Source organism: Magnetospirillum gryphiswaldense MSR-1 v2, assembly GCF_000513295.1.
Taxonomy (GTDB): domain Bacteria; phylum Pseudomonadota; class Alphaproteobacteria; order Rhodospirillales; family Magnetospirillaceae; genus Magnetospirillum; species Magnetospirillum gryphiswaldense.
The window spans coordinates 1,440,118-1,463,157 of sequence record NC_023065.1 but is presented as its reverse complement, the minus strand read 5'-3'; the positions used below and the strand labels follow the sequence as shown (position 1 = coordinate 1,463,157).

Here is a 23,040-nt window from a genome sequence, read left to right as displayed (position 1 = left end):
CATGGGCGCCTTCATCCGTGCCGCCCGGCTGGATATCACCGAATCCCTGCGCGCCCGCTGGTTTGGTTTCTATTCCCTGGTGTTCGGCGGCATCATCGTTTTGCTGTTCGTCTTCGGCCTGACCGAATCGCGCATCCTTGGTTTTACCGGCCTGTCGCGGCTGCTGGTCACCTATATCCAGCTGTGCGTCGCCATCTTGCCCATCTTCGTCCTCATCACCACCGTGCGCTCGGTCGCCGGCGACCGCGAGGCCGGGGTGTTCGAGTACATGCTGTCGCTGCCGGTAGGGCTGGCGGCGTGGTATTGGGGCAAGATGGTCGGGCGCTTCACCGTGGTGTTCCTGCCGGTGTTCCTGGCCATGGCCGGGGCGGCGGCGTGGTCGGAATACAGTGAAATCGGCGTGCCCTGGGGCCTGTTCACCGTCTATACCGGTTTGCTGGTGTCGCTGGCCTGGTCGTTTCTGGGCTTCGGCATGCTGATTTCCGCCGCCGCCCGCTCGTCCGACGTGGCCCAGACCGGCGCCTTCCTGCTGTGGCTGGTGCTGCTGTTGTTCCTCGACCTGATCCTGCTCGGCGTGATGGTGCGCGAGCATCTGCCGCTGGAGGCGGTGGTGGCCATCGCTTTGGCCAATCCGCTGCAATCCTTCCGCACCGCCGCCATCTTGCTGTTCGATCCGCAGATGGTGGTGCTGGGGCCGGCGGCCTATGTGATCTTGGACGATCTGGGGCAGGGGGGCTATCTGGCCTTCGCCCTGGTCTGGCCGCTGCTGTTGGGGACCGGGGCGGCCTATTGGGGCTATCGCCTGTTCCGTCGTGGTGACCTGCCGTGACCGACCCGCTCTCGGGCAGTTTCGGCCGCGAAAGCGTCACCGCGACCGAGCGTGAGCGCCGCATCCGATCCCTGTTCCAGGCGGTGGCCGGGCGCTATGACCTGATGAACGACATCATGTCCATGGGCATCCATCGCCTGTGGAAACACTCCATGGCCGGTGCCGTTGCCGCCCGGTCCGGTCAGACCATCATCGACCTGGCCGGTGGCACCGGCGATATCGCCCGCCTGCTGGCGCCATCGGGGGCGCGGGTGGTGGTGTGCGACCCCAGCACCGCCATGATGGCGGTGGGCATGGGCCGTTGTCCCGCCTCGGTGGAATTCGTCGAAGGCAGCGCCGAGGCCATGCCCTTTGCCGACGACAGCGCCCATGCGCTGACCATCGCTTTCGGTCTCAGGAACACCACCAGCCTGCATGCCGCCCTGGCCGAAATCCACCGGGTGTTGAAACCGGGCGGGCGCTTTTGGTGCCTGGAATTCTCTCGTCCCTGGGCCATCATCCGTCCCGGCTACGATGCGTGGTCGCGCTTCGCCATTCCGCGCCTGGGGGCGTGGGTGGCGGGTGAGCCGGCGGCCTACGATTATCTGGTCGAATCCATCCGCCGTTTCCCCGCCCAGGGCGAATTGGCGGCGGCCATGCGCGATGCTGGGTTTACCGAGGTGGAGTGGCGCAACTACTCTGGCGGCATCGCCTGCTTGCACCAAGGGACCAAGGCATGAAAGCCGAATCCGGCCCAGCCAAAGGCACGTTGCCCCATCTGGAACCAGCCCCGCCCGCCAGCCGCGCCGACCAGCCGCCCACCGGCTGGCGCCTGTGGCTGGCCGCCATGCGTCCGCGCACCCTGACCATCGCCGTTGCTCCGGTGCTGGCCGGGGCCGGCTGGGCCTGGGCGGAATTTCACGCCATTCGTCCGCTGCCCTTGCTGGTGGCGCTGCTGGCGGCACTGCTGATCCAGGCCGGCACCAATCTGTGGAACGATCTGGGCGATTATCTGCGCGGCGGCGACCAGCCCATGCGCCAAGGCCCGCCACGGGTCACCGCCCTGGGTTGGGCCAGTCCCCAGCGGGTGCGCTTTGCCGCCCTGGCCTGTTTCGCCCTGGCCGCCCTGGCCGGGCTTTATCTGGGCTGGCTGGGCGGTTGGCCGATCATCGCCCTGGGGGCGGCGTCGCTGCTGGCCGGCTGGGCCTATTCCGGCGGGCCGCGCCCCATCGCCTATACCGCCTTGGGCGAAATCTTCGTCATCGCCTTTTTCGGTCTGGGGGCGGTGGCCGGTACGGTGTGGCTGATGGCCGATGCCCTGTCGGTGCGCACGCTGTTGGTGGGGGTGGCCATCGGCCTGCCCGCCGCCGGGGTGTTGATGGCCAACAATTACCGCGACATGGAACACGACCGGCTGGTCGGACGCCGCACCCTGGCCATCCGCCTGGGGCTTGACGGCAGCAAGCTGGCCTATGCCGCTTTCGTGCTGCTGCCGTTCCCGTTGCTGTTGATCCCCGTCATGCCCTTGGGCGCCTGGGGCATTTTGCTGGCGGCGCCGTGGGCGGTGCGGCTGCTGCTGGCCTTCGCCGCCACGCCGCGCGGGCCGGCCTTCAACGCCCTGCTGGCGGGGACGGCGCGTTATCAACTGGTCTTGGCCGCCCTATTGGCGGCGGGAGTTGTCTGGTGATCACCGATATTCTGCTGCTGGTGGCCCTGGCGGTCATCATGTTCGCCATGGGCCTGAGCTTGCGTCCGGCCGATTTCGCCCTGGTGTTCACCCGGCCCAAGGCCATGGCCCTGGGCCTGTTGGCGCAAATGGTGCTGTTGCCGCTGGTCGCCTGGATCGTCGTGCTGGTGGTGCCCATGCCCACGGATTTCGCCATCGGCCTGCTGATCCTGGCCGCCTGTCCGGGCGGCATCACCTCGAACCTGCTGACCCATCTGGCCGGCGGTGCCACCGCCCTGGCGGTGTCGCTGACCGCCATCACCAGCGTATTCGGCGCCCTCAGCGTGCCCTTCGTCGTCAATCTGGCGCTGGTGCATGTGGGCGGGCAGGGGGGCGCGGTGGATTTGCCGGTGGCGCGCATGACCTTGGGTGTGTTCGTGGTCGCCACCTTGCCGCTGATCCTGGCCATGAGCCTCAATCATCGCTGGCCGGAAGAATCGGCGCGGGTGGAAAAGTTGGCCCGCCATGTGGCCACCATCTTGTTCGCCTTCATCGTCGCCGGTGCCTTCGCCAGCCAGTGGCGCACCATGATGACCCATGCTGGCGACGTGCTGCCGCCGGCCCTGGCCATCAATGTCGGGGCCATGGCGCTGGCTTGGTTGGTCGGGCGGCTGGGCCGGTTGGAACGGCGGGAAAAACTGGCGGTGGTGCTGGAAACCGGGTTGCAGAACGGCGCCTTGGGCATTTTCATCGCCGCCACCTTGCTGGGCTCGCCGGCCATGATGGTGCCCAGCATCGTCTACGCCCTGGTGATGAACGTCACCGCATTGGCGGTGATCGTCTGGGCCAGGGTATTTTGCGGCAAAGAAAAAGGCGGGGTTTCCCCCGCCTTCTCCCGAAAGTAAAGCCAGTAAGGCTTACTTTTCAAACATGATTTCAACGCGACGATTCTTGCCTTCGGCGACGTTGTCCTTGGTCGGCACGGCCAGCTTGGCTTCGCCATGGGACTTCATGTCCAAGACCTTGGTGGCGACGCCCATCTTGGCCAGTTCCTTGGCCACGGTTTCGGTGCGCTTGATCGACAGGGCTTCGTTGGCCTTGGCATTGCCGACGGTGTCGGTGTGACCGGCCAGATAGACGCTGGTCGGCTTCAGCGCGGCTTCGTCCTTGACCACGTCAACCAGGATCTTCTTGGCGGCGGCGGTGATCGCCGACTTGCCCAGGTCGAAATAGACTACGAACTGCTTGATGATCTTGGGCGAGGCCGGGGCGGCGACGACGGGCTTGGGCACGCACAGCGGGATGGCCTTGTCGTAGCCGTTCTTGGCTTCGGCGATGTCGTCGGCCTGGAAGCCTTCTTCCAGCTGTTCCAGCCAATGGTCATGCCAGGTCTGGGCCAGGGCGCAGGCGTCAGGAGCGTCCTTGGTGGCGCCGGTGACGGCCAGGGCGGCGACCAGCTTGTCGTGCGAGGCCTTCACGTCGGCGCGACCGGCCAGACCACGATCGGTCGGATGCTGCGGCGCCGGAGCGATGCCGCTGGCGGACTGACGGGCCTTGTTGGTGAAGAAATCGACGTCGTACCAGTCGGATTCACCCTTTTCGAAGCGGGCGCGTTCCAGGTAACGGGTCTGCAAAGCCTTGGTGAAGGCATCACCCGAATTGGGCAGGGCGGCGACGCCGTCGATATCCCAATGCGAGGCACAGGCGCCCAGGCTCAGCAGGGCGGCGCCAGCGATGGCGCGGGTCATAAACTTCTTCATGGGTAATGTCTCCTAGTGAGGTTATGAAAAATCAACGACCGAACAGGCCGCCCGGATTGATGGGCAGCGGACCGGATTTCTTATCGCCCGAGGACGACCCGTCAGAGCCGCCCAGCAAGCCGCCGACACCGCCGGCCTTGCCGCCGATGGCGTCACCGATGGCTTTGGTGGCCTGACCCTTCAGCATGGCTTCCAGGTCGGGGCGATAAGACAGGTTGTCCCATGGGCCTTCGATGATGACCGGCACTTGAATGCCGCCCACATCGGACTTGCCGCCTTGGCCTTCCAGCGAGGCGACGGCCTTGGGCTCGACACGGTAATGGACGGTGCGCGGCGGCAATTCCACCGTGCCCTTGCCCTCGACCCGCAGCAACGGTGACTTCAACGCCAGATCCTGGTTGTTGACGATGCCGTTGGCGATGGTGAAGGTGCCGCCCAATTCGGCGAAATCGGTCTTTTGCGCGGTACCGCCGCCGCCGCCGGCGAAGGCGGTGGTGACGTTGCGGACCATTTCCGCCAGATTGATACCCTTGATGGCGCCGTTCAGGAAAGCGACTGCGCCCTTGCCGTTCAGGCTGGACACCAATTGCCGTTCGGTACGACCGCGACCGGTGACCTGGATGTCGAAATTGCCGGTGCCTTCCAGGCGGGTGAAGTCGGCGGCATCGGTCAGGAACGGTTCCGCCTGCAAGCCCTTGAGCGCGAAGGACGCGTCCAGGCCAAGGCCGGGCTGGCTGCCGTCCAGGCCGAAGCGGGCCTTGCCGGCGCCCTGATAGAGCGCCAGTTCGGTCAGGTCGGCGGTGAGCCGGCCATTATTGAGCACCACCTTGAGGGCGCTTTTGCCGACTTTGATCTTCTTGACCAGGATCGAGCCGACGGAGAGGGCGAAGTCCACATCGGCGGCCTTCAGGCCGGCGGCGTCGATGGGGGCATCGCTCCAATCGGATTTACCCTTGGAGCCGCCGCCCGCCGCCGGGGCAGAGGTGCCGCCGCCGCTCGCTGCCGGCTTGTCGGCGGGCAGATAGGGGTTGAGGTCCAGGGCTTCCACGTCCAGCTTGCCCTTCAGCGCCGGGCGGGCACCGCCGGTGTCGACGTTGAAATCGCCGCTGGCCTTGATGGCATCGATGGCGATCTTGGCTTGGGTCAGCGACAGCTTGCTGCCGGCGGCGGCCAATTGACCAGTCAGCGCGAACGGCCCCAGGCCGCTGCCTTCCATGGCCAAAGGCTTGCCGGTGGCCCATTGCGCCAGAGTGCGGATGGACGGTACCGACAGGTCGATAGTGCCCTTGGCCCCTGCGGTCGCGCCGCCGTTGGCCTCGCCCTTGAAGGCGAACTTCACCGGCTCGGAGCTGATGGTGATGTCCGCCGCGCTGGACTTGCCGTCGATCAGGGCGCGCGGCTTGGCCACGTTCAGGCCCAGCTCGATGGCCTTGGCCCGCCAGTTGAGCGCACCCTTGAGCGCCAGCGGGTCATCCAGGCTTTTCAGCGACACGGTCAGATTGATGCCGTCCACCTCTTCCTTGGTGCCGGCGGGGCCGTCGATATAGGTCAGCTTGCCGTTGCTGATGCGCACGTCGCCCAGCACCAGATCGCCCAGGCCGGCGGAAGCACCGCCGCCAGCGGACTTTTCAGCCGGCTTGGTCTTGTCGGCAGCGGCAGGGGCGGCGGCGGGGGTGTCGAACACCCAATTGGCCTTGCCCTTGCGGTCCACTTCCAAGGTGATCACCGGATCGACCAGGACGAAGGAATCGACCTCGACCCGGCCCGACAGGATGGGCAACAGCTTCAGTTTGACGTCCAGGGCGCCCAGGCGCACCAGATCCTTGGTGGAAAAACCAGCCGGATTGGCCAGGGCGATGTTGGCCACCTCGACGCCCAGGCTGGGGAAGGCGGAAACCGAGACCTTGCCCTGGATGGTCAGGTCGCGCCCGGTGGCGGCCTTGACCTGGGCCACCACTTCTTCCTTGATCTTGTCGGCGGGGACCAGCATGGGCAGCGCCACCAGCGCGCCGATCACCAGCACCACGATCACGCCGATTATGGCGAGGACTTTCTTCATTTTCGCCCCAAATTCAGTCAGTTGGAGAATACCTTGCGCAGGATGTCGCTGCCTTGCTTGGCGGGATCCTGGCGGATGGCGGCTTCTTCCTTGCCGAGATACGAGAAAATACCGGAAAGCGCTGCATCCAGAACGTGATCGGTCAGCATGGTCTTGCCATCCAGGCCTGGCGCCATCCCCTTGGCCGCGCTGGTCATGGCATCCAGGCTTTTCACCGCCCCGGCCTCGGCGACGTTGCGTTCGACCACCGGACGCATGGCGGTCTTGAGGTCGGGGCTCATGCTGCGCTTGAAATATTGGGTGGCGGCATCCTGCGGCCCGTTGAGAATGGCCCGCGCATCATCCAGGGTCATTTTATCCAGGGCCGACCAGAAGATGCGCTTGGCTTCGGGGGTGGCGGCCTCGGCGGCGCGGTTGAGGCGCAGTTCAAGGTCGTCGGCCAGACCCGACATGCCCACCATCTTCAGTCCCGATTGAACTTTTTGCAGGCTGTCTGGCAGGGGAATGTGCACGGACGGATCGGTGTTGAAGCCATCCTTGGCCCCCAACTGACCGGTGACCTTGCCGGTGCCGGTCTTCAACGCTTCCTTCAGACCGGCGGCGATATCGGTGACCGACAAGGACTGTCCGCGCTGACCGGAAGCCGAGGACGTGGTCGCACCGCCTTCAACCTGTTGCTTCAGCACGGACTTGCCCAAATCCATCAACGACCCCTGAGCAAAGGCCGGACCGGAACAGACAAGAATAGCGGTAAAGGCGAAAATACGACGCATCAGCCCCCCTGCTGCGAACGCGCTAAGTGACCCTATGCTACTCGCATATGATGTGCGCATCCACGTGGATTTCATGGAGTCCAACCAAAGAAGCAATCTTAGGCCAGTTTTGTTGACCTTTGTCGACCATTGTCGACAGCTGTTGACGGCTGCTGGCTTGACCCGTAAATAAAGTCATCCATCTGCACGAGGTCTGGAAATGAGTAAGCTTTACCTTGATGATATTAGCGCGGGCGACACTTTTAAATCCGGTGATTTTGAAGTTACGGCGCAATCCATCAAGGAGTTTGCCGCTCTTTGGGATCCGCAAGTGTTTCATCTGGACGAGGTTGCGGCTGAGGACAGCTTTTTCAATGGGCTGGCGGCCAGTGGCTGGCAGACCGCCTGTATTACCATGCGTCTGTTGGTAACCAGCGGTTTCACCCCGGTCAACGGTGTGATCGGGGCTGGGATCGAGGAATTGAAGTGGTTTCGCCCGGTCCGTCCCGGCGACGTCTTGCGCGCCGAAATGGAGGTGCTGGAGGTGCGGCCCATGCGCTCGAAGCCCGGCTACGGTATCTGCCGCATGCGGGTGACCACTGTGGATGCGGCGGGCGAGAAGGTACAGGTCTTCACTTCACCGCTGGTTGTTCAAAGTAAAGGCTGAAAATAAAACCGACCCTGGGCCCGTGGGGTTGGCGGGGCGGCCACGGGCCCATGGGAACCTAAAAACGACCCTGGGCCCGTGGGGTTGGCGGGGCGGCCACGGGCCCAGGGGAACTTAATGACTCATTAGTACCGGCAGGGTCATGTGCTTCAGGATGTGGCGGGTGCCGGCGCCCTTGAAGAAGGGCAGGTGATAGCCGCCATGGCCGCCCATGACCAACAGGTCGCAGCCCTGGTCGAAGGCGCGCGACAGCAGCAGGTCCATGACGCCGATATCCTCGCCGGCCAGAACCTCGCGCGTCACCTTGGCGCCGTGTTGGGTCATGTGCTCGATGATGGACAAGGGCGGCAGCTTGGCATCGGGGCTGCGCTGCTGGGCACGGACCGAGATGATTTCCACCGTTTCCGCGCCTTCCAGCAGCGGCATGGCATCGTGCAAGGCACGGGTGGCCTCGCGCCCGCCGTTCCAGGCGACCATGATATTGCTGCCGATGGACGGATATTTGTCCACCGACGGCAGGATCAGCACCGGACGGCCCGATTGCAGCACCAATTGCTCGATCAGATCCTCGGGGGCGTCCTTGCCGTCATGATGCTGGCCGACGATGACCAGATCGTGGAAGCGGGCGGCGATGGCGGTTTCGGCCAGGACGTGGCTTTGCTCACCGTGTTCCAGCCGCCACCAGCGCGCGCTGATGCCGGTCTGGGCGACGACTTCGTTGAACTGCCGTTCCGAGGTGGCGGCAGCCGTCTCGAAGGCTTCCGAACCACGGCGGGCGATCACCGCCAGACCTTGATTCTCGGCTCGGGCGAACAGGCCGGTCAGCCGACCGCCGAAGCGCTTGGCCAAGGCGGCGGCGGCTTCGATGCGCAGCGGATCGCGGTGACCGCCATCCAGGTGAACGAGGATGTCTTTATACATTTTTCTCTCCCTCAGGCCTCGATGCCGCGCTTCTTCAGCCAGGGCGCGAACACGCCGACGATACCGGCGCGGAAGGCCAGGACGCAGACCACGAAGATGAAACCCTGGATGATGGTCACCCACGACCCGGCGGAGGCGAAGTAGTTCTGGATGGTCACCACCAGATAGGCACCGGCGGTGGGGCCGAAAATGGTGCCGACGCCGCCCAGCAGGGTCATCAGCACCACCTCGCCCGAGGCATGCCAGTGCACGTCGGCCAACGACGCCAGCTGGAACACCAGGCTTTTCACCGATCCGGCCATGCCCGACAGGCCAGCCGAGATGATGAAGGCGATCAGCTTGTAGCGATGGACCTGATAGCCCAACGAAATGGCGCGCGGCTCGTTGTCGCGGATGGCCTTCAACACCTGACCGAAGGGCGAATGCACCACCCGGTACAGGAACAAGATCGCCAGCACGAACACGGCCAAGACGAAATAGTACATGTTCATGGTGTCGGACAGGTCGATCAGCCCGAACAGATGGCCGCGCGGCACGCCCTGGATGCCGTCCTCACCGTGGGTGAAGGGGGCTTGCAAGGCGACGAAGTACATCAACTGGGCCAAGGCCAAGGTGATCATGGCGAAATAGATACCCTGGCGGCGGATGGCCAGCCAGCCGACCACCGCGCCCAGACCAGCGGCGCAGAAGGTGCCGAGCAGGATGGCGATTTCCGGCGTCAGCCCCCATTCCTTGGCCGCATGGGCGGTGATATAGGCCGACCAGCCGAAGAACATGGCGTGGCCGAAGGACAAAAGCCCGACATAGCCCAGCATCAGGTTGAAGGCGGCGGCGAACAGGGCGAAGCACAGGCCCTTCATCAGGAACACCGGATAGACGGCGAAGGGGGCGGCCAGGGCCAGCACCAGCAGGATGCCGACGAAGATGGTCTGGCGCGACGGCCCCGACGACGACGCGGCGGCAGTGGTAACGGATTGCGAGGTCATGTCTCAGGCTCCCTTGCCGAACAGGCCGGCGGGCTTGATCAGCAGCACGATGACCATGACCATGAAGATCACGGTGCCGGCTGCTTCCGGGTAGACAACCTTGGTCAGGCCTTCCAGAATTCCCAGCATGAAGCCGGTGACGATGGAGCCCATGATCGAGCCCATGCCGCCGATGACCACCACGGCGAACACCACGATGATCAGGTTGGAGCCCATCAACGGGTTGACCGAGTAGATGGGGGCGGCCAGCACGCCGGCGAAGGCGGCCAGCGCCACGCCGAACCCGTAGGTCAGGGTGATCATGACGGGGACGTTGATGCCGAAGGCCTGGACCAAAGCCGGGTTTTCAGTGGCGGCGCGCAAATAGGCGCCCAGCTTGGTCTTTTCGATCAACAGCCAGGTGCCGACGCACAGAACCAGCGAGGCGAACACCACCCAGGCGCGGTAGATGGGCAGGTACATGAAGCCCAGGTTCCAGCCGCCGGCCAGTTCCTTGGGAACGGCGTAGGGCATGCCGGAAATACCGTAAAGCTGGCGGAAGAAGCCTTCGATGATCAGGGCCAGCCCGAAGGTCAGCAGCAGGCCGTACAGATGGTCCAGCTTGTAAAGCCGCGACAACATGGTGCGTTCCAGCACGATGCCGAAGGCGGCGACGATCACCGGGGCCAGGGCCAGGGCGACCCAGTAATTGGCGCCCAGATAGGTCAGGCCCAGCCAGGCGACGAAGGCGCCCATCATGTACTGGGCCCCGTGCGAGAAATTGATGATGTTGAGCAGGCCGAAGATCAGCGCCAGCCCCAGGCTGAGCATGGCATAGAAGGCGCCGTTGATCAGCCCCAGCAACAGCTGGCCGAACAGGGCGGCCGTGGGAATGCCGAACAAGGTCATCATGGTGGCTTGGTCTCTTTTGTTTTACGGCTGATAGCGGCCGGATCGGGGCGCCGCCGTGGCAGCGCCCCTTTCACGACGAAAGACTTACTTCTTGACCAGGGCGCAGGTGCTTTCGGCCAGCGGCTGGTAGGCGTCATCGCCGGGGATGGTGCGGACGATGTTGTAGTAATCCCACGGGCCCTTGGACTCGGACGGCTTCTTCACCTGGGCCAGATACATGTCGTGGACCATGCGGCCATCGGCGCGGATCTTGCCGTTAACGGCGAAGCCCGAGGCATCCTTGATCGGCAAGGCGCGCATCTGGTCGGCGACCTTGACGCCATCATCGGTCTTGGCGGCGGCCAAGGCCTTCAGGTAATGCATGACCGACGAATAGGTGCCGGCATGGACCATGGAGGGCATCTTGCCGTCCATCTTGGCCGACCAACGCTTGGACCAGGCGCGGGTTTCGTCGTCGCGGTTCCAGTAATAACCGGTGGTCAGCATCATGCCCTGGGCGGTTTCCAGGCCCAGCGAGTGGACGTCGGTGATGAACACCAGCAGACCGGCCAGCGACTGGCCGCCCTGGGTGATGCCGAATTCCTTGGCCTGCTTGATGGCGTTGATGGTGTCGGCACCGGCATTGGCCAGACCGATGATCTGGGCGCCCGAGCTTTGCGCCTGCAACAGGAAGGACGAGAAGTCGGAATTGGGGAACGGATGCTTGACCGCGCCCTTGACTTCGCCGCCATTGGCCTTGACCACGCGCTCGGTCTGGGCTTGCAGGTTGTGGCCGAAAGCATAATCGGCGGTCAGGAAGTACCACGACTTGCCGCCGGTCTTGACCACCGCATTAGCGGTGCCGTTGGCCAGGGCATAGGTGTCGTAGGTCCAGTGGAAGCCGGTGGGCGAGCACTTGTCGTTGGTCAGCGGGGTGGAAGCGGCGCCCGAGACCAGATCGATCTTGCCCTTTTCCTTGGACACTTCGCGCACGGCGACGGCCGCGGCGGTGGTCACCAGTTCGGCGATGGCGTCGACGCCTTCGGCGTCATACCACTTGCGGGCAATGGAAGAGGCGATGTCGGCCTTGTTCTGGTGGTCGGCGGAGACGATTTCCACCGGCACGCCATTGACCTTGCCGCCGAAATCTTCCACCGCCATCTGGGCGGCGAGTACCGCGCCCTTGCCGGCGAGGTCGGAATAGGTGCCCGACAGATCGGTCAGCACGCCGATCTTGATCTTGTTTTCGCTGTACTGCGCCTGCGCCTGCGCGGCGGTGAGCGCGGTCAGGGCGACGGCACCGATCAAAGCTTTCTTCAACATATGGATGTCCTCCCGTTGGATTTATTTAAGTCTTGTGAAATGTCCTAAACACCCAGATAGCCTTTGAGCTTGCCCATGTTGGCTTGCAGGTCGGCATTGGGAATCATGTCGATGACATGGCCATGTTCGACCACGTAATGGCGGTCGGCGACGGTGGCGGCGAAGTGGAAGTTCTGTTCCACCAGCAAGATGGTGAATCCCCGTTCCTTCAGTTTGCGGATGATGTCACCGATGTGCTGCACGATCACCGGGGCCAGGCCCTCGGTCGGTTCGTCCAGCAAAAGCATGGTCGCGCCGGTGCGCAGGATGCGGGCGATGGCCAGCATCTGCTGTTCGCCGCCCGACAGCTTGGTGCCCTGGCTGTTGGCGCGTTCGGCCAGCCGCGGGAACAGTTCGTAGACCTCGGAAAGCGGCAGGCCGCCCGGCTTGACCACCGGCGGCAGTACCATGTTTTCCTTGACGTTCAACGAGGCGAAGATGCCGCGTTCCTCGGGGCACAGGGCGACGCCCAACCGCGCGATCTTGTTGGAATTCATGGCGATGGTCTCGGTGCCGTCGAAACTGACCGAGCCCTTGCGCTTGGCCACCATGCCCATGATCGAGCGCATGGTGGTGGACTTGCCGGCGCCGTTGCGGCCCAAAAGGGTGACCACTTCGCCCTGATGCACGTCGAACTTCATGCCGTGCAGGATGTGGGATTCGCCGTACCAGGCTTCCAGTCCGTCGACCTTCAGCAAAGCGCCGCTGTCGTTACGCATGGCTGCCCACTCCGTGTCCCATGTAAGCCTCGATCACTTCCGGATTTTGCGAGATTTCGCTGTAGGGGCCTTCCGCCAGCACCTTGCCCAGTTTCAGCACCGTGATGGTGTCGGACAGGTCGGCGACCACCGACAGATTATGTTCCACCATCAAGATGGTGCGGTCCTTGGACACCCGCTTGATCAACTCGGCGGTGCGGGCCACGTCCTCGGTGCCCATGCCGGCCATGGGTTCGTCCAGCAGCAGCATTTCCGGGTCCAGCGCCAAGGTGGTGGCGATTTCCAAGGCGCGCTTCCGGCCATAGGACAATTCACCAGCGGGAATATCGCGGTATTCCTGTACGCCCACATCGACCAGAAGTTCTTCGGCGCGGTCGTTGAGTTCGGCCAGCGACTTGTCTGATTTCCAGAACTGGAACGAGGTGCCGAGTTTGCGCTGCAAGGCCACGCGCACGTTTTCCAGCGCGGTCAGATGGCCGAACACGGCGGAAATCTGAAAGCTGCGCACCATGCCCAACCGCGCGATGTCGGCGGGCGCGGTGTTGGTGATGTCGCGGCCATTGAGCGTGATGGTGCCGCGCGACAGCGGCAGGAATTTGGTGATCAGGTTGAAGCAGGTGGTCTTGCCCGCCCCATTGGGACCGATCAACGCGTGAATGGTATGACGCCGAACCTTCAGGTTGACGTCGGAAACCGCCACGAACCCTTTGAATTCCTTCGTCAGATTCTTTGTCTCGACGATGAAATCGTCACCCATGCCTGCCTCCCAGGGGTTACCCGCCCGCCCTTCGGCCATAATGGTCGAAAGCGCTGGGGTTCCTGATGGGGGCCATGCGGTTTTCGCAAGGCACCCATCTACTTTTGCCGATATTAAGGGCACGGCTGCGAGCGGTTGTCAAACGAGACTTGGCAAAAAATGCCGGTTATTTTCTGCTGGAATCAGTAATGAAACTGTACAATTCGTTACAATTCGAAATCTTTTAATAAAGATTAAGGTTAGTCGAAGTGAAAAAGAAGAATAATTACATGTTCTAGTGTTGCCGTTGTGTTGCGGTGATGAAATCAAATCCTTGCCCTGGAAAACCCCATCGGTAACAGCCATATGTTTGATGCATATGGGGAGGGGTCCCTTGCCAGCCAAGTCGATGCATCTGCAACAAAATCATTTGCGCCTTCTGGAATTGCGCCTGTGGCTGCTTGTTTCGGTCGCTGCCCTGGCGGTGGCCGGCGGCTTGGCCCTGGGCTTGGCCCTGGCGCGAACGCCGGGCGTGCAGGATTGGCTGCCGTCGGGGCCGGATTTTTTCCACAAGGCGCTGGTCACCCATGTGGTGTTTTCCTTCCAGGTCTGGCTGTTGGCCATGCTGGCGGCGGCATCGGCGCAAGGCCGCGCCGCGCCGCTGCCCGGGCTGGTCGGGGTGGGGCTGACCATCACCGGCTGCGCGCTTTTGCTGGTGGTCACCCTGGCCGGCTGGGGCGAGGCGTCGCTTAACAATTATGTCCCGGTGCTCGACCACCCGCTCTATCTGGCGGGATTGGGGCTGATCGCCACTGGCATCGCCTGCGCTTTGTTTCGTCCTGGCAACGATATACCTGCCATGGCATTTGCATATGCGGTTGCCCTGATCTGCTTCGCCATCGCCGTCTTGCGGCTGCCCTCCGACCTCGATGCGGCCTTCCGCTATGAGCGGCTGTTCTGGGGTGGCGGCCATGTGCTGCAATTCGTCAATACCGGGCTGATCATGTGGGCGTGGCGGCGTCTGGCCGGTGGCGGATCCACCCCGCTGTCCCGTCTGGCCTTCGCCTTGCTGGCGGCGGGGACGGTGGCGGCTTTGGTCATCGAGCTCCGTCTCGATCCGCTGGGGCTGTCCTGGCGTCAGGCCTATACCGACATGCTGTGGTATCTGCTGCCGTTACCGCCGATCCTGGTGGCGGCGGATATGCTGTGGCACCGCCGCCGGGTGGGCGGGATCGCCGGTCTGGCGCTGTGGGCGTCGTGGCTGGTCTTCGTCTTGGGCGGCATGGCCGGTTTCGCCCTGGGCGCCGGCGACACCCGCACGCCCAGCCATTACCACGCCATGATCGGCGGCGTGAACGTGGCGCTGATGGGGGTGATCCATGTGGTGCTGCTGCCGGCCTTGGGCCGGGCGGCGCCATCGCTGCGGCTGGTGCGCTGGCAGATCGGCCTTTATGGCGGCGGTCAGCTGTTGCACGCCCTGGGCTTCTATCTGGCCGGGCTGGCCGGGGTGGCGCGCAAGACGGCGGGGGTGGAGCAGGGATTGGACAGCGTCTTCAAGCTGGTGTCCATGGGGGTGGTGGGCCTGGGCGGCACCATCGCCGTGCTGGGCGGGGTGCTGTTTGTCGGCCATGTGCTGGCCCGGCTGGTGCGTCATGATTAACGCGCTGCCCATCGCCGCCTTCGTCGTCCTGGCTCTGCTGTGGCCGGGATGGCGTCAACCCGAGGACGATCTGGGCGAAGTGGTGGAGGCCACTGCCTTCACCGCCCGCGTTCACGCTTATGCTGGTCTTTACAGCGAGGATGCGCCGGCGGGCGAGATCCCCATGCTGGTCAGACGCTTTGAATTCTATCCCGCCGTGCGATTACAGGCCGGTCAAAGCTATCGTCTGCTGCTGATGGCGGAGGATTCGGTGCATTCGGTGGCGGTGAACGGACACGAGATGCTGCTGATGCCCGGACGGGTGCAGGCGGTGGAGATCACCCCGCAACCCGGTGACGAGGTCGAGTTGCGCTGCAACGAATATTGCGGCCTGGGCCACAACCGCATGCGGCTGAAAGTCTATTGAAGCAGATCGCAGCGCTGGCGCAGGCTGGCCACGTCGTCGATGCGGACAGAATTGCCCTCGGTCCGCACCCCCATGTCGCGCAGCCGGGCCAGCACCCGCGACAGGCTTTCGCGGCGGATGCCGACCCGGCTGGCCAGGATTTCCTTGTTGAAGGGCAGGGCGACCACCGCCTGGCCCTGACGGGTGTCGGTCAGGGCCAGCAGGAACTCGGCCACCCGCTGCCATGGCGGGATTTCCTTCAAATGGCGGATTTCCGAGCTTAGCCGTTGATGCCAGCGGCACATGCCGGCGAGCATGCGGTATCCCACCACCGGGTCCGAGCGCAAGGTGGCGACGAAGGCACGGCGGCCGACACGGATAATGGTGGCGTCCTCGATCACCTCGGCATGCAGGGGAAAGACGCCCATGGACAGCATGGCCGCCTCGCCGAACGACGACACCGGGGTGAAAACCTCGACGATGCTTTCGCGCCCGTCGGGCGTCAGGGCCGACAGCTTCACCTGACCGTCCAAGACGATGTAAAAGCAATCGGCGACGGCGCCGGCGGAAAACAGCAACGAGCGGCGTTCCAAGGTCAGCGCGGTCGAATCGGCCATCAGCCGTTCCAGGATGTCGTGTTCCAGCCCATCGAACAAAGGCAGCGCCATCACCTGCTTGGCCAGCATGGGGCCGGCGGCACGGTGGCGCGGCAACTGACTTTGCGCCTTGGTGCATTCCGGCTTGGGCACCAGACAGAGGGTGCGGCAGGGGCAGGTCATGACATCTCTCCGTCGGCGGGCATGTCCAGCGCCTCGCACAGATGGCGCAGCTCGGCCAGATCATTGATGGCCACGCGGTCGCCGCGCCCGGTTTCCACCCCGATTTCCCGCAGCTTGGCGAAGGCCCGCGACAGCGTCGCCGGCTCCATGCCCAGGCGTTCGGCCAGCAGGCGCTTTTCGCACGGCAGCCTGACTTCAATGGCGCCGCCGCGGTGGCCCGCCGCCAGTCCGGCCAGATAGCTGGCCAGCCGCTCGGTGGTGGATTGCAGCTTGAGTTCGGTGATTTCCTTGACCAGACCGTGCAGGCTGCCGGCCATTTCGGCGATCATCGCCAGCGTCAGGTCGAAATGAGTGTCCAAAAAGCCCACCAGCCGGGCGCCGTGCAGGACCGCCGCCCGGCATTCCCCCACCGTCTGAGCGGTGGCGGCATGACGATTGCCGGGGATCAGGGAATCGGCGCCGATGGCGGCGCCGGGCGACAGATGGGAGAGAATTTCCGGCGAGCAGCCGGGGCGCAGCATGGCCAGTTCCACCTGTCCGGCCATCAGCAGGTACAGGCGGTTGGCCGGATCGCCCTGACGGAACAGACATTCGCCGGGGCCGAAATGGCGCCAGGGCGGATCGTCCAACAGGCCGGCCAGGTCGTCTTCGGGCAACACGCCGAAGACCTGGTGGCTTTTCAAGGCTGCAATCGCATCGGCCAGCACGTCAGTTACCCCCGCAACCCGTATCCCCGATAAGGGAGCAGACTGAACCGGCGGCGGCATGGGTCCCTTGACTTTGGTCAGGCCAAAAAAAGCCCCCCGAAGAGACAGGCTCTTCGGGGGGGCAAGGCTACAAGGAGGGGTTTAATAGATATCGTGCTGGGTGTTCTTCACGTTGAACTTGCCGGTCGGCGTGATCAGCTTGGGATCCTTGATCACCGCCTTCATCTTCCGGGTCTTGTCGTCCAGGATGACGATGGCCGACGGTTCGGTCTTGCCGGCCCACAGCGAGAACCAGACTTCGTCGCCGGCTTCGTTGTATTCGGCATGGACGGTGCGCTTGACCGCCTTGCTTTCCGGCAGGCCGGCCATCTTGGCGACGTTGATCACCTCGGGGCCCTTGGCCAGGTTGTTGATGTCGTAGACGGTCACCGATTCGGCGGCTTCACGTTCCGGCATCAAAGGCGCGTCGGCCCACAGATTGCTCGACTTGGGGTGGGTCTTGACGAACAGCGAACCGGAGCCGTGGTTCTTCAGTTCCTCGACCACCTTCCAGGCGAATTCCGGGTGCTTTTCCGGATCGGTGCCGATCAGGGTGATGACGTCGGCGCCCAGGTGCGAAGTGGCCCAGACCGGACCGAACTTGGGATGGACGAAGTTGGCGCCACGGCCCGGATGCGGCTTGGACTTGGTGTCGACCAGGGCGGCCAGCTTGCCTTCCTTGGTGTCGACCACGGCGACCTTGTTGGACGCATTGGCGGCGACCAGGAAGTAACGCTTGGACGCGTCCCAACCACCGTCATGCAGGAACTTGGCCGACTCGATGGTCACTTCCTTCAAGTTCTTGATGTCGGTGTAGTCGACCAGCTTGATCAGGCCGGTTTCCTTCACGTTGACCACGAATTCCGGCTTGATCTGCGAGGCGACGATGGAGGCCACGCGGGGTTCCGGGTGATATTCGCCGTCCACGGTGTTGCCGCGGGTCGAGACGATCTTCAACGGCTCCAGGGTCAGGCCGTCCATGATCACGTATTGCGGCGGCCAGTACGAGCCGGCGATGGCGTATTTGTCCTCGTAGCCCTTGAACTTCGAGGTTTCCACCGAACGGGCGTCGAGGCCGGTCTTGATGGTGGCGACCACCTGCGGCTTTTCCATCCACAGATCGATCAGGTCCAGCTTGCCGTCGCGACCGATGACATAGACATAGCGACCGGAATAGGAAATGCGCGAGATGTGCACGGCATAACCGGTCTTGACGATGTTCCAGATCTTCTTGGTATCGCCGTCGATCAGCGCCACTTCGCCCGAATCACGCAGCGTGACCGAGAAAACGTTGTCCAGATTGACGTTGTTCATCTTCTTGGTCGGACGCTTGTCCACCGGGACGATGATCTTCCACGACCCCTTCATGTCCGCCAGGCCCCATTCCGGCGGCGAATCCGGCGGCATCTGGATGTAGGTGGCCATCATCTTGATCTCATCCTTGGAGAGGATGTCGTCGAAGTTGACCATGCCGCCTTCGGTGCCATTGGCGATGATCTTTTCCAGACGCTGCTGACCCAGCTTGCTGGTGGCCGCCGGTTCCAGGTTCTTGCCGGTGGCGCCCTTGCGCAGCACGCCATGGCAGCCGGCGCAGCGCTCGAAGTAAATCTTGGCGGCCGCATCCTTGGTGGCGCCGGTCAAGGCCGCCTCATTGGCGAAGGCGCCAGTCGCCATGGCCATCGGCATGACCGAAAGCAGCAGGGCGTTCCTCAGTCCCTTCAACATCCTTTACCTCCACTTGATAATGATCGCTCCGCTCCCCCCTTTGAGAGCACGGCGTATCGAGTGGGGCCACCTTGGGCGCTTGGTCGGCCAGCGACTTTAACCAAAGTCAAATAGGCGATCGAAAAGTCATCGGCAGACGAACATCAGCATTTGATGCGTCAAAGCCAAATTGACCAATGTCACAAAGTCCAACAGGCGGGTCGGGATAGGGTCTGGGCACTGGCCGGGATTGGTGGTGACGGTTTGTCCAACGTCAAGTCCTGGTCCAGGGGGGCGTGATACAAGCGCCATAAAATGCCGGAATAAAAGGAGACCCTCGGGGTTAAAGCCATGGCTTCCAATCAGTCACTGTTCAGCCGGCTGTCCAAAATGAAAATACTGGGGGCGTCCCTGTTCGGGGCGGCGGTTATTTTCATCGGCGGCATCGTCTTCTGGGGCGCGTTCAATACCGCCATGGAAGCCACCAATACCATGGAGTTCTGCATTTCGTGCCATGAAATGAAGGACAACGTATACCAAGAGTATGTGAAGACCATTCACTACACCAACCGTTCCGGCGTCCGCGCCGGCTGCCCTGACTGCCATGTGCCCAAGGATTGGGTGCACAAGGTGGCGCGCAAGATCCAGGCCTCCAACGAGCTGTACCACAAGGTACTGGGCTCGGTGTCGACGCCGGAGAAGTTCGACGCCAAGCGCCTGCAAATGGCCAAGCGCGAATGGGCGCGCATGAAGGGCAGCGATTCGCGTGAATGCCGCAACTGCCATGCCTTCGACCAGATGAACCCGGACAAGCAGAAGCAGCGGGCGCGCAAGCAGCATGAAAATGCGCAGGAAGAGGGTCAGACCTGCATCGATTGCCACAAGGGCATTGCCCACAAGCCGGTGCACGAAGCTTTGGAAGACGAACAAGACGCCAAGGGCAAGGAGTAAGGACGATGATGTATCGGAGCGCGCTGAAGACTCTGAGTGTGGCCGCTTGTGCCCTGACCCTGGGGGCGGGGTCTGCACTGGCCGCCGGCAAGACGATCGACTGGGCCAAGGTGCCCGAGGCCAAGACGGTTTTGTTCTATCCCGGCCAGACCTCGTATGAATGGATCCAGACCGGTACCGACCATGGCGGCGCCCGTTCGTTCCTGAAAAAGGGCGACAATTGCGCCGGCTGCCATTCGGAAGAAACGGCGGACATGGGCAAGAAGATGGTGAGCGGGCAAAAGGCCGAGGCCACCCCCATCCCCGGCAAGCGCGCCTCGGTGCCGCTTTCCATCAAGGCGGCCTATGATGCCGATACGCTTTACATGCGCTTTTCCTTCCCCGCCGGGCCGCACAACGCGGTACCGTTCGCGGCTGGCGGCAAGATGGATGCCGACAACGAGATCAAGCTGGCCATGATGTTCGACGGCGGCAAGGTCGACAAGGCGGCGCAATCGGGCTGCTGGTCCAGTTGCCACAACGACGCCCGCGACATGCCGTCGGCGCCGAAGAAGGACGCGCTGGGCGCGGCCAAGGGCATCGACACGTCGCACGGTTACGTCACCAAGTACCTGCCGGAAAGCCGCACCGCCATTTCGTTGAAGGACGAACCGCGCGGCGGCTGGGACAAGGTCAAGCCCCAGGCCGAGTTGGACGCCCTGCTCAAGGACGGCACCTTCCTTGACCTCGCCCGCTTCAAAAGCGGCAAGGGCGGCGTTTCCGAGGACGGATACGTCCTGGCCGAACGCGTGCTCAAGGAAAATGCCGGCGCCAGCTTCGCCGGCAAGAAGGAAGGCGATCAGTGGGTGGTCACCATGACCCGCAAGCTGAAATCGGGCCAGCCCGGCGACGTCGCCCTGGAAGACGGCAAGGCCTATACGGTCGGCTTCGCCGTGCATGACGACTTCACCAATGGCCGCTTCCACCATGTGTCCGTCGACATGCGCCTGGGCCTGGGGGCCGAGGCCGAAATCAAGGCGGTCAAGCAGTGAGGTGAAAGCACATTCCGTCATGCCCGCCTTGGGGGGGGGTGAGTTTATCCGTTCTCTTTTGTCGTCATTCCCGCGCAGGCGGGAATCCAGGGGGTGCACCACCACCTGTTCCGCGACTCCTGGACCCCCGCCTTCGCGGGGGTGACGGTGGGGCGGGGGGAACGAAATGAGAAGCGGAGGCGTCAATAAACTCACACCTTTCAAGGCGGAAATGACGGTCGTTTTCCGAACGGGGGAGCAGGTCATGACAGGCAAAATCTATCTGGTGGGCGCCGGCCCCGGCGACCCGGAATTGCTGACCCTGAAGGCGGCGCGCCTGATCGCCGCCGCCGATGTGGCGGTGTTCGACCGTCTGGTCGCCGATGCCGTGCTTGACCTGCTGCCGCCCGCTTGCCTGCGCATCGATGTGGGCAAGGAAACCGGGCGCCATTCGGTGCCGCAGGAGGAAATCAACGCCATCCTGGTCCGCCTGGGCCAGGCCGGGCATCGGGTAGTGCGCCTCAAGGGCGGCGATCCCTATATCTTCGGTCGCGGCGGTGAAGAGGCCGAGGCCCTGGCCGAAGCGGGCATCGCCTTCGAGGTGGTGCCCGGTATCACCGCCGCCGCCGGCTGCGCCGCATCCGCCGGCATTCCGCTGACCCATCGCGGCGTCGCCCAAGGCCTGCGTCTGTTGACCGGGCATCGCCAGGACGACCGCGAGCTTGATTTCGATTGGCACCGGCTGGCCGACCCCACCTGCACCCTGGTGGTGTATATGGGGGTGGCAAGCGCGGAGCGTCTCGCCGGGGGTCTCCGGGGCGCGGGGCTTCCCGGCGAGACGCCCGTCGCTATCATCGAGCGCGGCACCACGCCCGATCAGCGCACCTTCTTTTCCCGTCTCGACCGTCTGGCCGCCGACATGGCCCGCTGGCAACCCAAGCCGCCGGCGCTGCTGATCATCGGTCGCGTCGTCGATCACGCCCTGGTGCCGCATATGGATGTGATCGGGCGCGAGGCGGCGCAATGAAAAGCCTAGCGCTGCCCGTTTTGCTGGTGCTGGCCGCTGCCCCGGTGGGGGCGGCGGAGCCCAGCCCCGAGCGGCAAAAGCAATTGGGCAATCTGCTGGCCCAGGATTGCGGCTCGTGCCACGGCATGACCATGAAAGGCGGCCTGGGCTCGCCCCTGTTGCCGGAACTGATGCGGGACCTGGGCGACGAGGCCCTGGCCGCCACTATCCTCGATGGCCGTCCCGGCACCCCCATGCCGCCGTGGAAACTGATCCTGTCCGAGGCCGACGCCCGTTGGCTGGTCCGCCGCTTGAAGGGGGAAAACCCATGAAACGCTTGCTGTGCGCCGGTCTGATGCTGGGCTTGGCCGCCTGTGCCCCCAACCCGCGCGCCACCGGTGATCTGGGGCTGGTGGTGGAACGCGCCGATGGCCGCCTGCAAATGGTGGAAAGCACCCATTCCACCCGGCTGGCGGAAATTTCCGGCCTGGGCGACCTGTCCCATGCGTCCCTGGTGTTTTCCCGCGATGAACGCTTCGCCTTCGTCTTCGGCCGCGACGGCGGCTTGACCAAGGTGGACATGCTGCAAGCTCGCATCGTCAAGCGGGTGGTGCAAGCGGGCAATTCCATCGGCGGCGCCATTTCCCAGGATGGTACGCTGGTGGCGGTGGCCAATTACACCCCCGGCGGCGTCAAGGTGTTCGATACCGCTACGTTGGAACTGGTGGCCGACATCCCGGCCCTGGGCGCCGACGGCACCGCCTCGAAGGTGGTGGGGCTGGAAGACGCGCCCGGTAACGTCTTCGCCTTTTCCCTCTACGAAGCCGGCGAGATATGGCTCTTGGACATCAAGGACCGGACCAAGCCGTCCGTGCGCAAATTCGCCCATATCGGCAAGCAGCCCTATGACGCCCTGATCACCGAGGATGGCCGCTATTATCTCGCCGGCCTGTTCGGCGAGGACGGCATCGCCATGCTCGATCTGTGGAATCCGGACAAGGGCGTGCGCCGCATCCTCGACCATTACGGGCGTGGGCAAGAGGCTTTGCCGGTCTACAAGATGCCGCATCTGGAAGGCTGGGCTGCGTCGGGCAATCTGGCCTTTCTGCCGGCCATCGGGCGGCACGAGGTGCTGGTGGTCGACATGACCACGTGGCGCGAGGTGGGCCGCATCCCCGTCGCCGGTCAGCCGGTCTTCGCCATGCTGCAACCGGGCGGGCGGCGGCTGTGGGTCAATTTCGCCCTGCCCGATAACGGCAAGGTGCAGGTGATCGACGTTCCCTCCCTGAGCGTGCTCAAAACCATCGAGCCGGGCCAGGGCATCCTGCACATGGAATTCACGCCGCGCGGTGAACGGGTATGGCTGTCGGCGCGCGATTCCGATCAGGTCAGCGTCTGGGATACGGCCAGCATCAGCAAGGTGGCGGAATTGCCGGCGATGAAGCCGTCGGGGATTTTCTTCACCGCCCGCGCCCATCGCATGGGGTTGTGAC

At 63.8% G+C, this 23,040-nt stretch carries 24 protein-coding genes; 12 read left to right on the top strand and 12 right to left on the bottom strand.

The features are described 5' to 3' along the window. Position 1: 1 nt before the first annotated feature. The 4 genes from MGMSRV2_RS06995 to MGMSRV2_RS06980 are packed head-to-tail and all read left to right on the top strand — an operon-like array spanning position 2 to position 3,379. On the top strand, positions 2–829 hold the full coding sequence (locus MGMSRV2_RS06995; RefSeq protein WP_024079662.1) for an ABC transporter permease: 828 nt from the start codon (positions 2–4) through the stop codon (positions 827–829). Beyond that, positions 826–1,548, top strand: coding sequence for a class I SAM-dependent methyltransferase (locus MGMSRV2_RS06990; protein ID WP_024079661.1), 723 nt, complete (start codon positions 826–828; stop codon positions 1,546–1,548). Before MGMSRV2_RS06995 ends, MGMSRV2_RS06990 begins: the two co-directional genes overlap by 4 nt. Then, positions 1,545–2,495: a 1,4-dihydroxy-2-naphthoate octaprenyltransferase gene (gene menA / locus MGMSRV2_RS06985; RefSeq protein WP_024079660.1), complete on the top strand. Its 951-nt coding sequence runs from the start codon at positions 1,545–1,547 to the stop codon at positions 2,493–2,495. Before MGMSRV2_RS06990 ends, menA begins: the two co-directional genes overlap by 4 nt. Next, complete coding sequence (locus tag MGMSRV2_RS06980; RefSeq protein ID WP_024079659.1) at positions 2,492–3,379, top strand: bile acid:sodium symporter family protein; 888 nt, start codon at positions 2,492–2,494, stop codon at positions 3,377–3,379. The genes menA and MGMSRV2_RS06980 overlap by 4 nt, the downstream gene beginning before the upstream one ends. 12 nt (positions 3,380–3,391) lie before the next feature. Here the strand turns inward: MGMSRV2_RS06980 and MGMSRV2_RS06975 are convergent, their stop codons facing one another. Genes MGMSRV2_RS06975 through MGMSRV2_RS06965 form a run of 3 tightly spaced genes read right to left on the bottom strand, consistent with a single transcriptional unit; the run spans position 3,392 to position 7,066 of the window. Further along, entirely contained in the window at positions 3,392–4,234 is an 843-nt protein-coding gene (locus tag MGMSRV2_RS06975) for an OmpA family protein (RefSeq protein WP_024079658.1), read from the bottom strand. A gap of 31 nt (positions 4,235–4,265) precedes the next feature. After that, a complete protein-coding gene (locus MGMSRV2_RS06970; RefSeq protein WP_024079657.1) occupies positions 4,266–6,293 on the bottom strand; it encodes an AsmA family protein in 2,028 nt (675 codons plus the stop codon). Between the two features lie 17 nt (positions 6,294–6,310). Next, positions 6,311–7,066: a DUF4197 domain-containing protein gene (locus tag MGMSRV2_RS06965; protein ID WP_024079656.1), complete on the bottom strand. Its 756-nt coding sequence runs from the start codon at positions 7,064–7,066 to the stop codon at positions 6,311–6,313. A gap of 199 nt (positions 7,067–7,265) precedes the next feature. Here MGMSRV2_RS06965 and MGMSRV2_RS06960 point away from each other — a divergent pair, with 199 nt between their 5' ends. Continuing rightward, positions 7,266–7,712, top strand: coding sequence for a MaoC family dehydratase (locus MGMSRV2_RS06960; RefSeq protein WP_024079655.1), 447 nt, complete (start codon positions 7,266–7,268; stop codon positions 7,710–7,712). Between the two features lie 114 nt (positions 7,713–7,826). Here MGMSRV2_RS06960 and MGMSRV2_RS06955 read toward each other — a convergent pair whose 3' ends face one another. The 6 genes from MGMSRV2_RS06955 to MGMSRV2_RS06930 all read right to left on the bottom strand — a co-directional run bounded on the left by MGMSRV2_RS06955 (position 7,827) and on the right by MGMSRV2_RS06930 (position 13,327). Next, positions 7,827–8,633: a universal stress protein gene (locus tag MGMSRV2_RS06955; protein ID WP_024079654.1), complete on the bottom strand. Its 807-nt coding sequence runs from the start codon at positions 8,631–8,633 to the stop codon at positions 7,827–7,829. 11 nt (positions 8,634–8,644) lie between these two features. Then, positions 8,645–9,619 carry a branched-chain amino acid ABC transporter permease gene (locus MGMSRV2_RS06950; protein ID WP_024079653.1) on the bottom strand — a complete coding sequence of 325 codons (975 nt, stop codon included), beginning with the start codon at positions 9,617–9,619 and terminating at the stop codon, positions 8,645–8,647. Positions 9,620–9,622: 3 nt separating this feature from the next. Beyond that, positions 9,623–10,510 (bottom strand): branched-chain amino acid ABC transporter permease, encoded by an 888-nt coding sequence (locus tag MGMSRV2_RS06945; protein WP_024079652.1) that lies wholly within the window; start codon positions 10,508–10,510, stop codon positions 9,623–9,625. Positions 10,511–10,594: 84 nt separating this feature from the next. Next, positions 10,595–11,812, bottom strand: coding sequence for an ABC transporter substrate-binding protein (locus tag MGMSRV2_RS06940; protein ID WP_024079651.1), 1,218 nt, complete (start codon positions 11,810–11,812; stop codon positions 10,595–10,597). A 44-nt stretch (positions 11,813–11,856) separates the two neighbouring features. Further along, positions 11,857–12,570 (bottom strand): ABC transporter ATP-binding protein, encoded by a 714-nt coding sequence (locus tag MGMSRV2_RS06935; RefSeq protein WP_024079650.1) that lies wholly within the window; start codon positions 12,568–12,570, stop codon positions 11,857–11,859. Then, positions 12,563–13,327, bottom strand: coding sequence for an ABC transporter ATP-binding protein (locus MGMSRV2_RS06930; RefSeq protein WP_024079649.1), 765 nt, complete (start codon positions 13,325–13,327; stop codon positions 12,563–12,565). Before MGMSRV2_RS06930 ends, MGMSRV2_RS06935 begins: the two co-directional genes overlap by 8 nt. Positions 13,328–13,700: 373 nt before the next feature. Here MGMSRV2_RS06930 and MGMSRV2_RS06925 point away from each other — a divergent pair, with 373 nt between their 5' ends. Further along, the gene (locus MGMSRV2_RS06925; RefSeq protein WP_024079648.1) at positions 13,701–14,966 is read left to right on the top strand and encodes a heme-copper oxidase family protein; all 1,266 of its coding nucleotides are present in this window, start codon (positions 13,701–13,703) and stop codon (positions 14,964–14,966) included. Next, positions 14,959–15,372, top strand: a complete 414-nt coding sequence (locus MGMSRV2_RS06920) for a cupredoxin domain-containing protein (protein ID WP_024079647.1) — start codon at positions 14,959–14,961, stop codon at positions 15,370–15,372. Before MGMSRV2_RS06925 ends, MGMSRV2_RS06920 begins: the two co-directional genes overlap by 8 nt. Here the strand turns inward: MGMSRV2_RS06920 and MGMSRV2_RS06915 are convergent. The 3 genes from MGMSRV2_RS06915 to MGMSRV2_RS06905 form a co-directional block, all read right to left on the bottom strand. Further along, positions 15,366–16,130, bottom strand: a complete 765-nt coding sequence (locus MGMSRV2_RS06915; protein WP_024079646.1) for a Crp/Fnr family transcriptional regulator — start codon at positions 16,128–16,130, stop codon at positions 15,366–15,368. The genes MGMSRV2_RS06920 and MGMSRV2_RS06915 overlap by 7 nt on opposite strands. Next, entirely contained in the window at positions 16,127–16,837 is a 711-nt protein-coding gene (locus MGMSRV2_RS06910; RefSeq protein ID WP_052588886.1) for a Crp/Fnr family transcriptional regulator, read from the bottom strand. Before MGMSRV2_RS06910 ends, MGMSRV2_RS06915 begins: the two co-directional genes overlap by 4 nt. 141 nt (positions 16,838–16,978) lie before the next feature. After that, positions 16,979–18,601 carry a nitrite reductase gene (locus MGMSRV2_RS06905; RefSeq protein WP_024079644.1) on the bottom strand — a complete coding sequence of 541 codons (1,623 nt, stop codon included), beginning with the start codon at positions 18,599–18,601 and terminating at the stop codon, positions 16,979–16,981. Between the two features lie 330 nt (positions 18,602–18,931). On the opposite strand from MGMSRV2_RS06905, the gene MGMSRV2_RS06900 reads away from it, so the two are divergent. From MGMSRV2_RS06900 to MGMSRV2_RS06880, 5 genes are all read left to right on the top strand, one after another. Continuing rightward, entirely contained in the window at positions 18,932–19,531 is a 600-nt protein-coding gene (locus tag MGMSRV2_RS06900) for a NapC/NirT family cytochrome c (protein ID WP_024079643.1), read from the top strand. 5 nt (positions 19,532–19,536) lie between these two features. Then, positions 19,537–20,562, top strand: coding sequence for an ethylbenzene dehydrogenase-related protein (locus MGMSRV2_RS06895; RefSeq protein WP_024079642.1), 1,026 nt, complete (start codon positions 19,537–19,539; stop codon positions 20,560–20,562). A gap of 244 nt (positions 20,563–20,806) precedes the next feature. Next, complete coding sequence (cobA, locus tag MGMSRV2_RS06890; RefSeq protein WP_024079640.1) at positions 20,807–21,568, top strand: uroporphyrinogen-III C-methyltransferase; 762 nt, start codon at positions 20,807–20,809, stop codon at positions 21,566–21,568. Beyond that, positions 21,565–21,879, top strand: coding sequence for a c-type cytochrome (locus tag MGMSRV2_RS06885; RefSeq protein WP_024079639.1), 315 nt, complete (start codon positions 21,565–21,567; stop codon positions 21,877–21,879). The genes cobA and MGMSRV2_RS06885 overlap by 4 nt, the downstream gene beginning before the upstream one ends. After that, entirely contained in the window at positions 21,876–23,039 is a 1,164-nt protein-coding gene (locus tag MGMSRV2_RS06880; protein WP_024079638.1) for a cytochrome D1 domain-containing protein, read from the top strand. Before MGMSRV2_RS06885 ends, MGMSRV2_RS06880 begins: the two co-directional genes overlap by 4 nt. The last annotated feature ends 1 nt before the right edge of the window (position 23,040 follow it).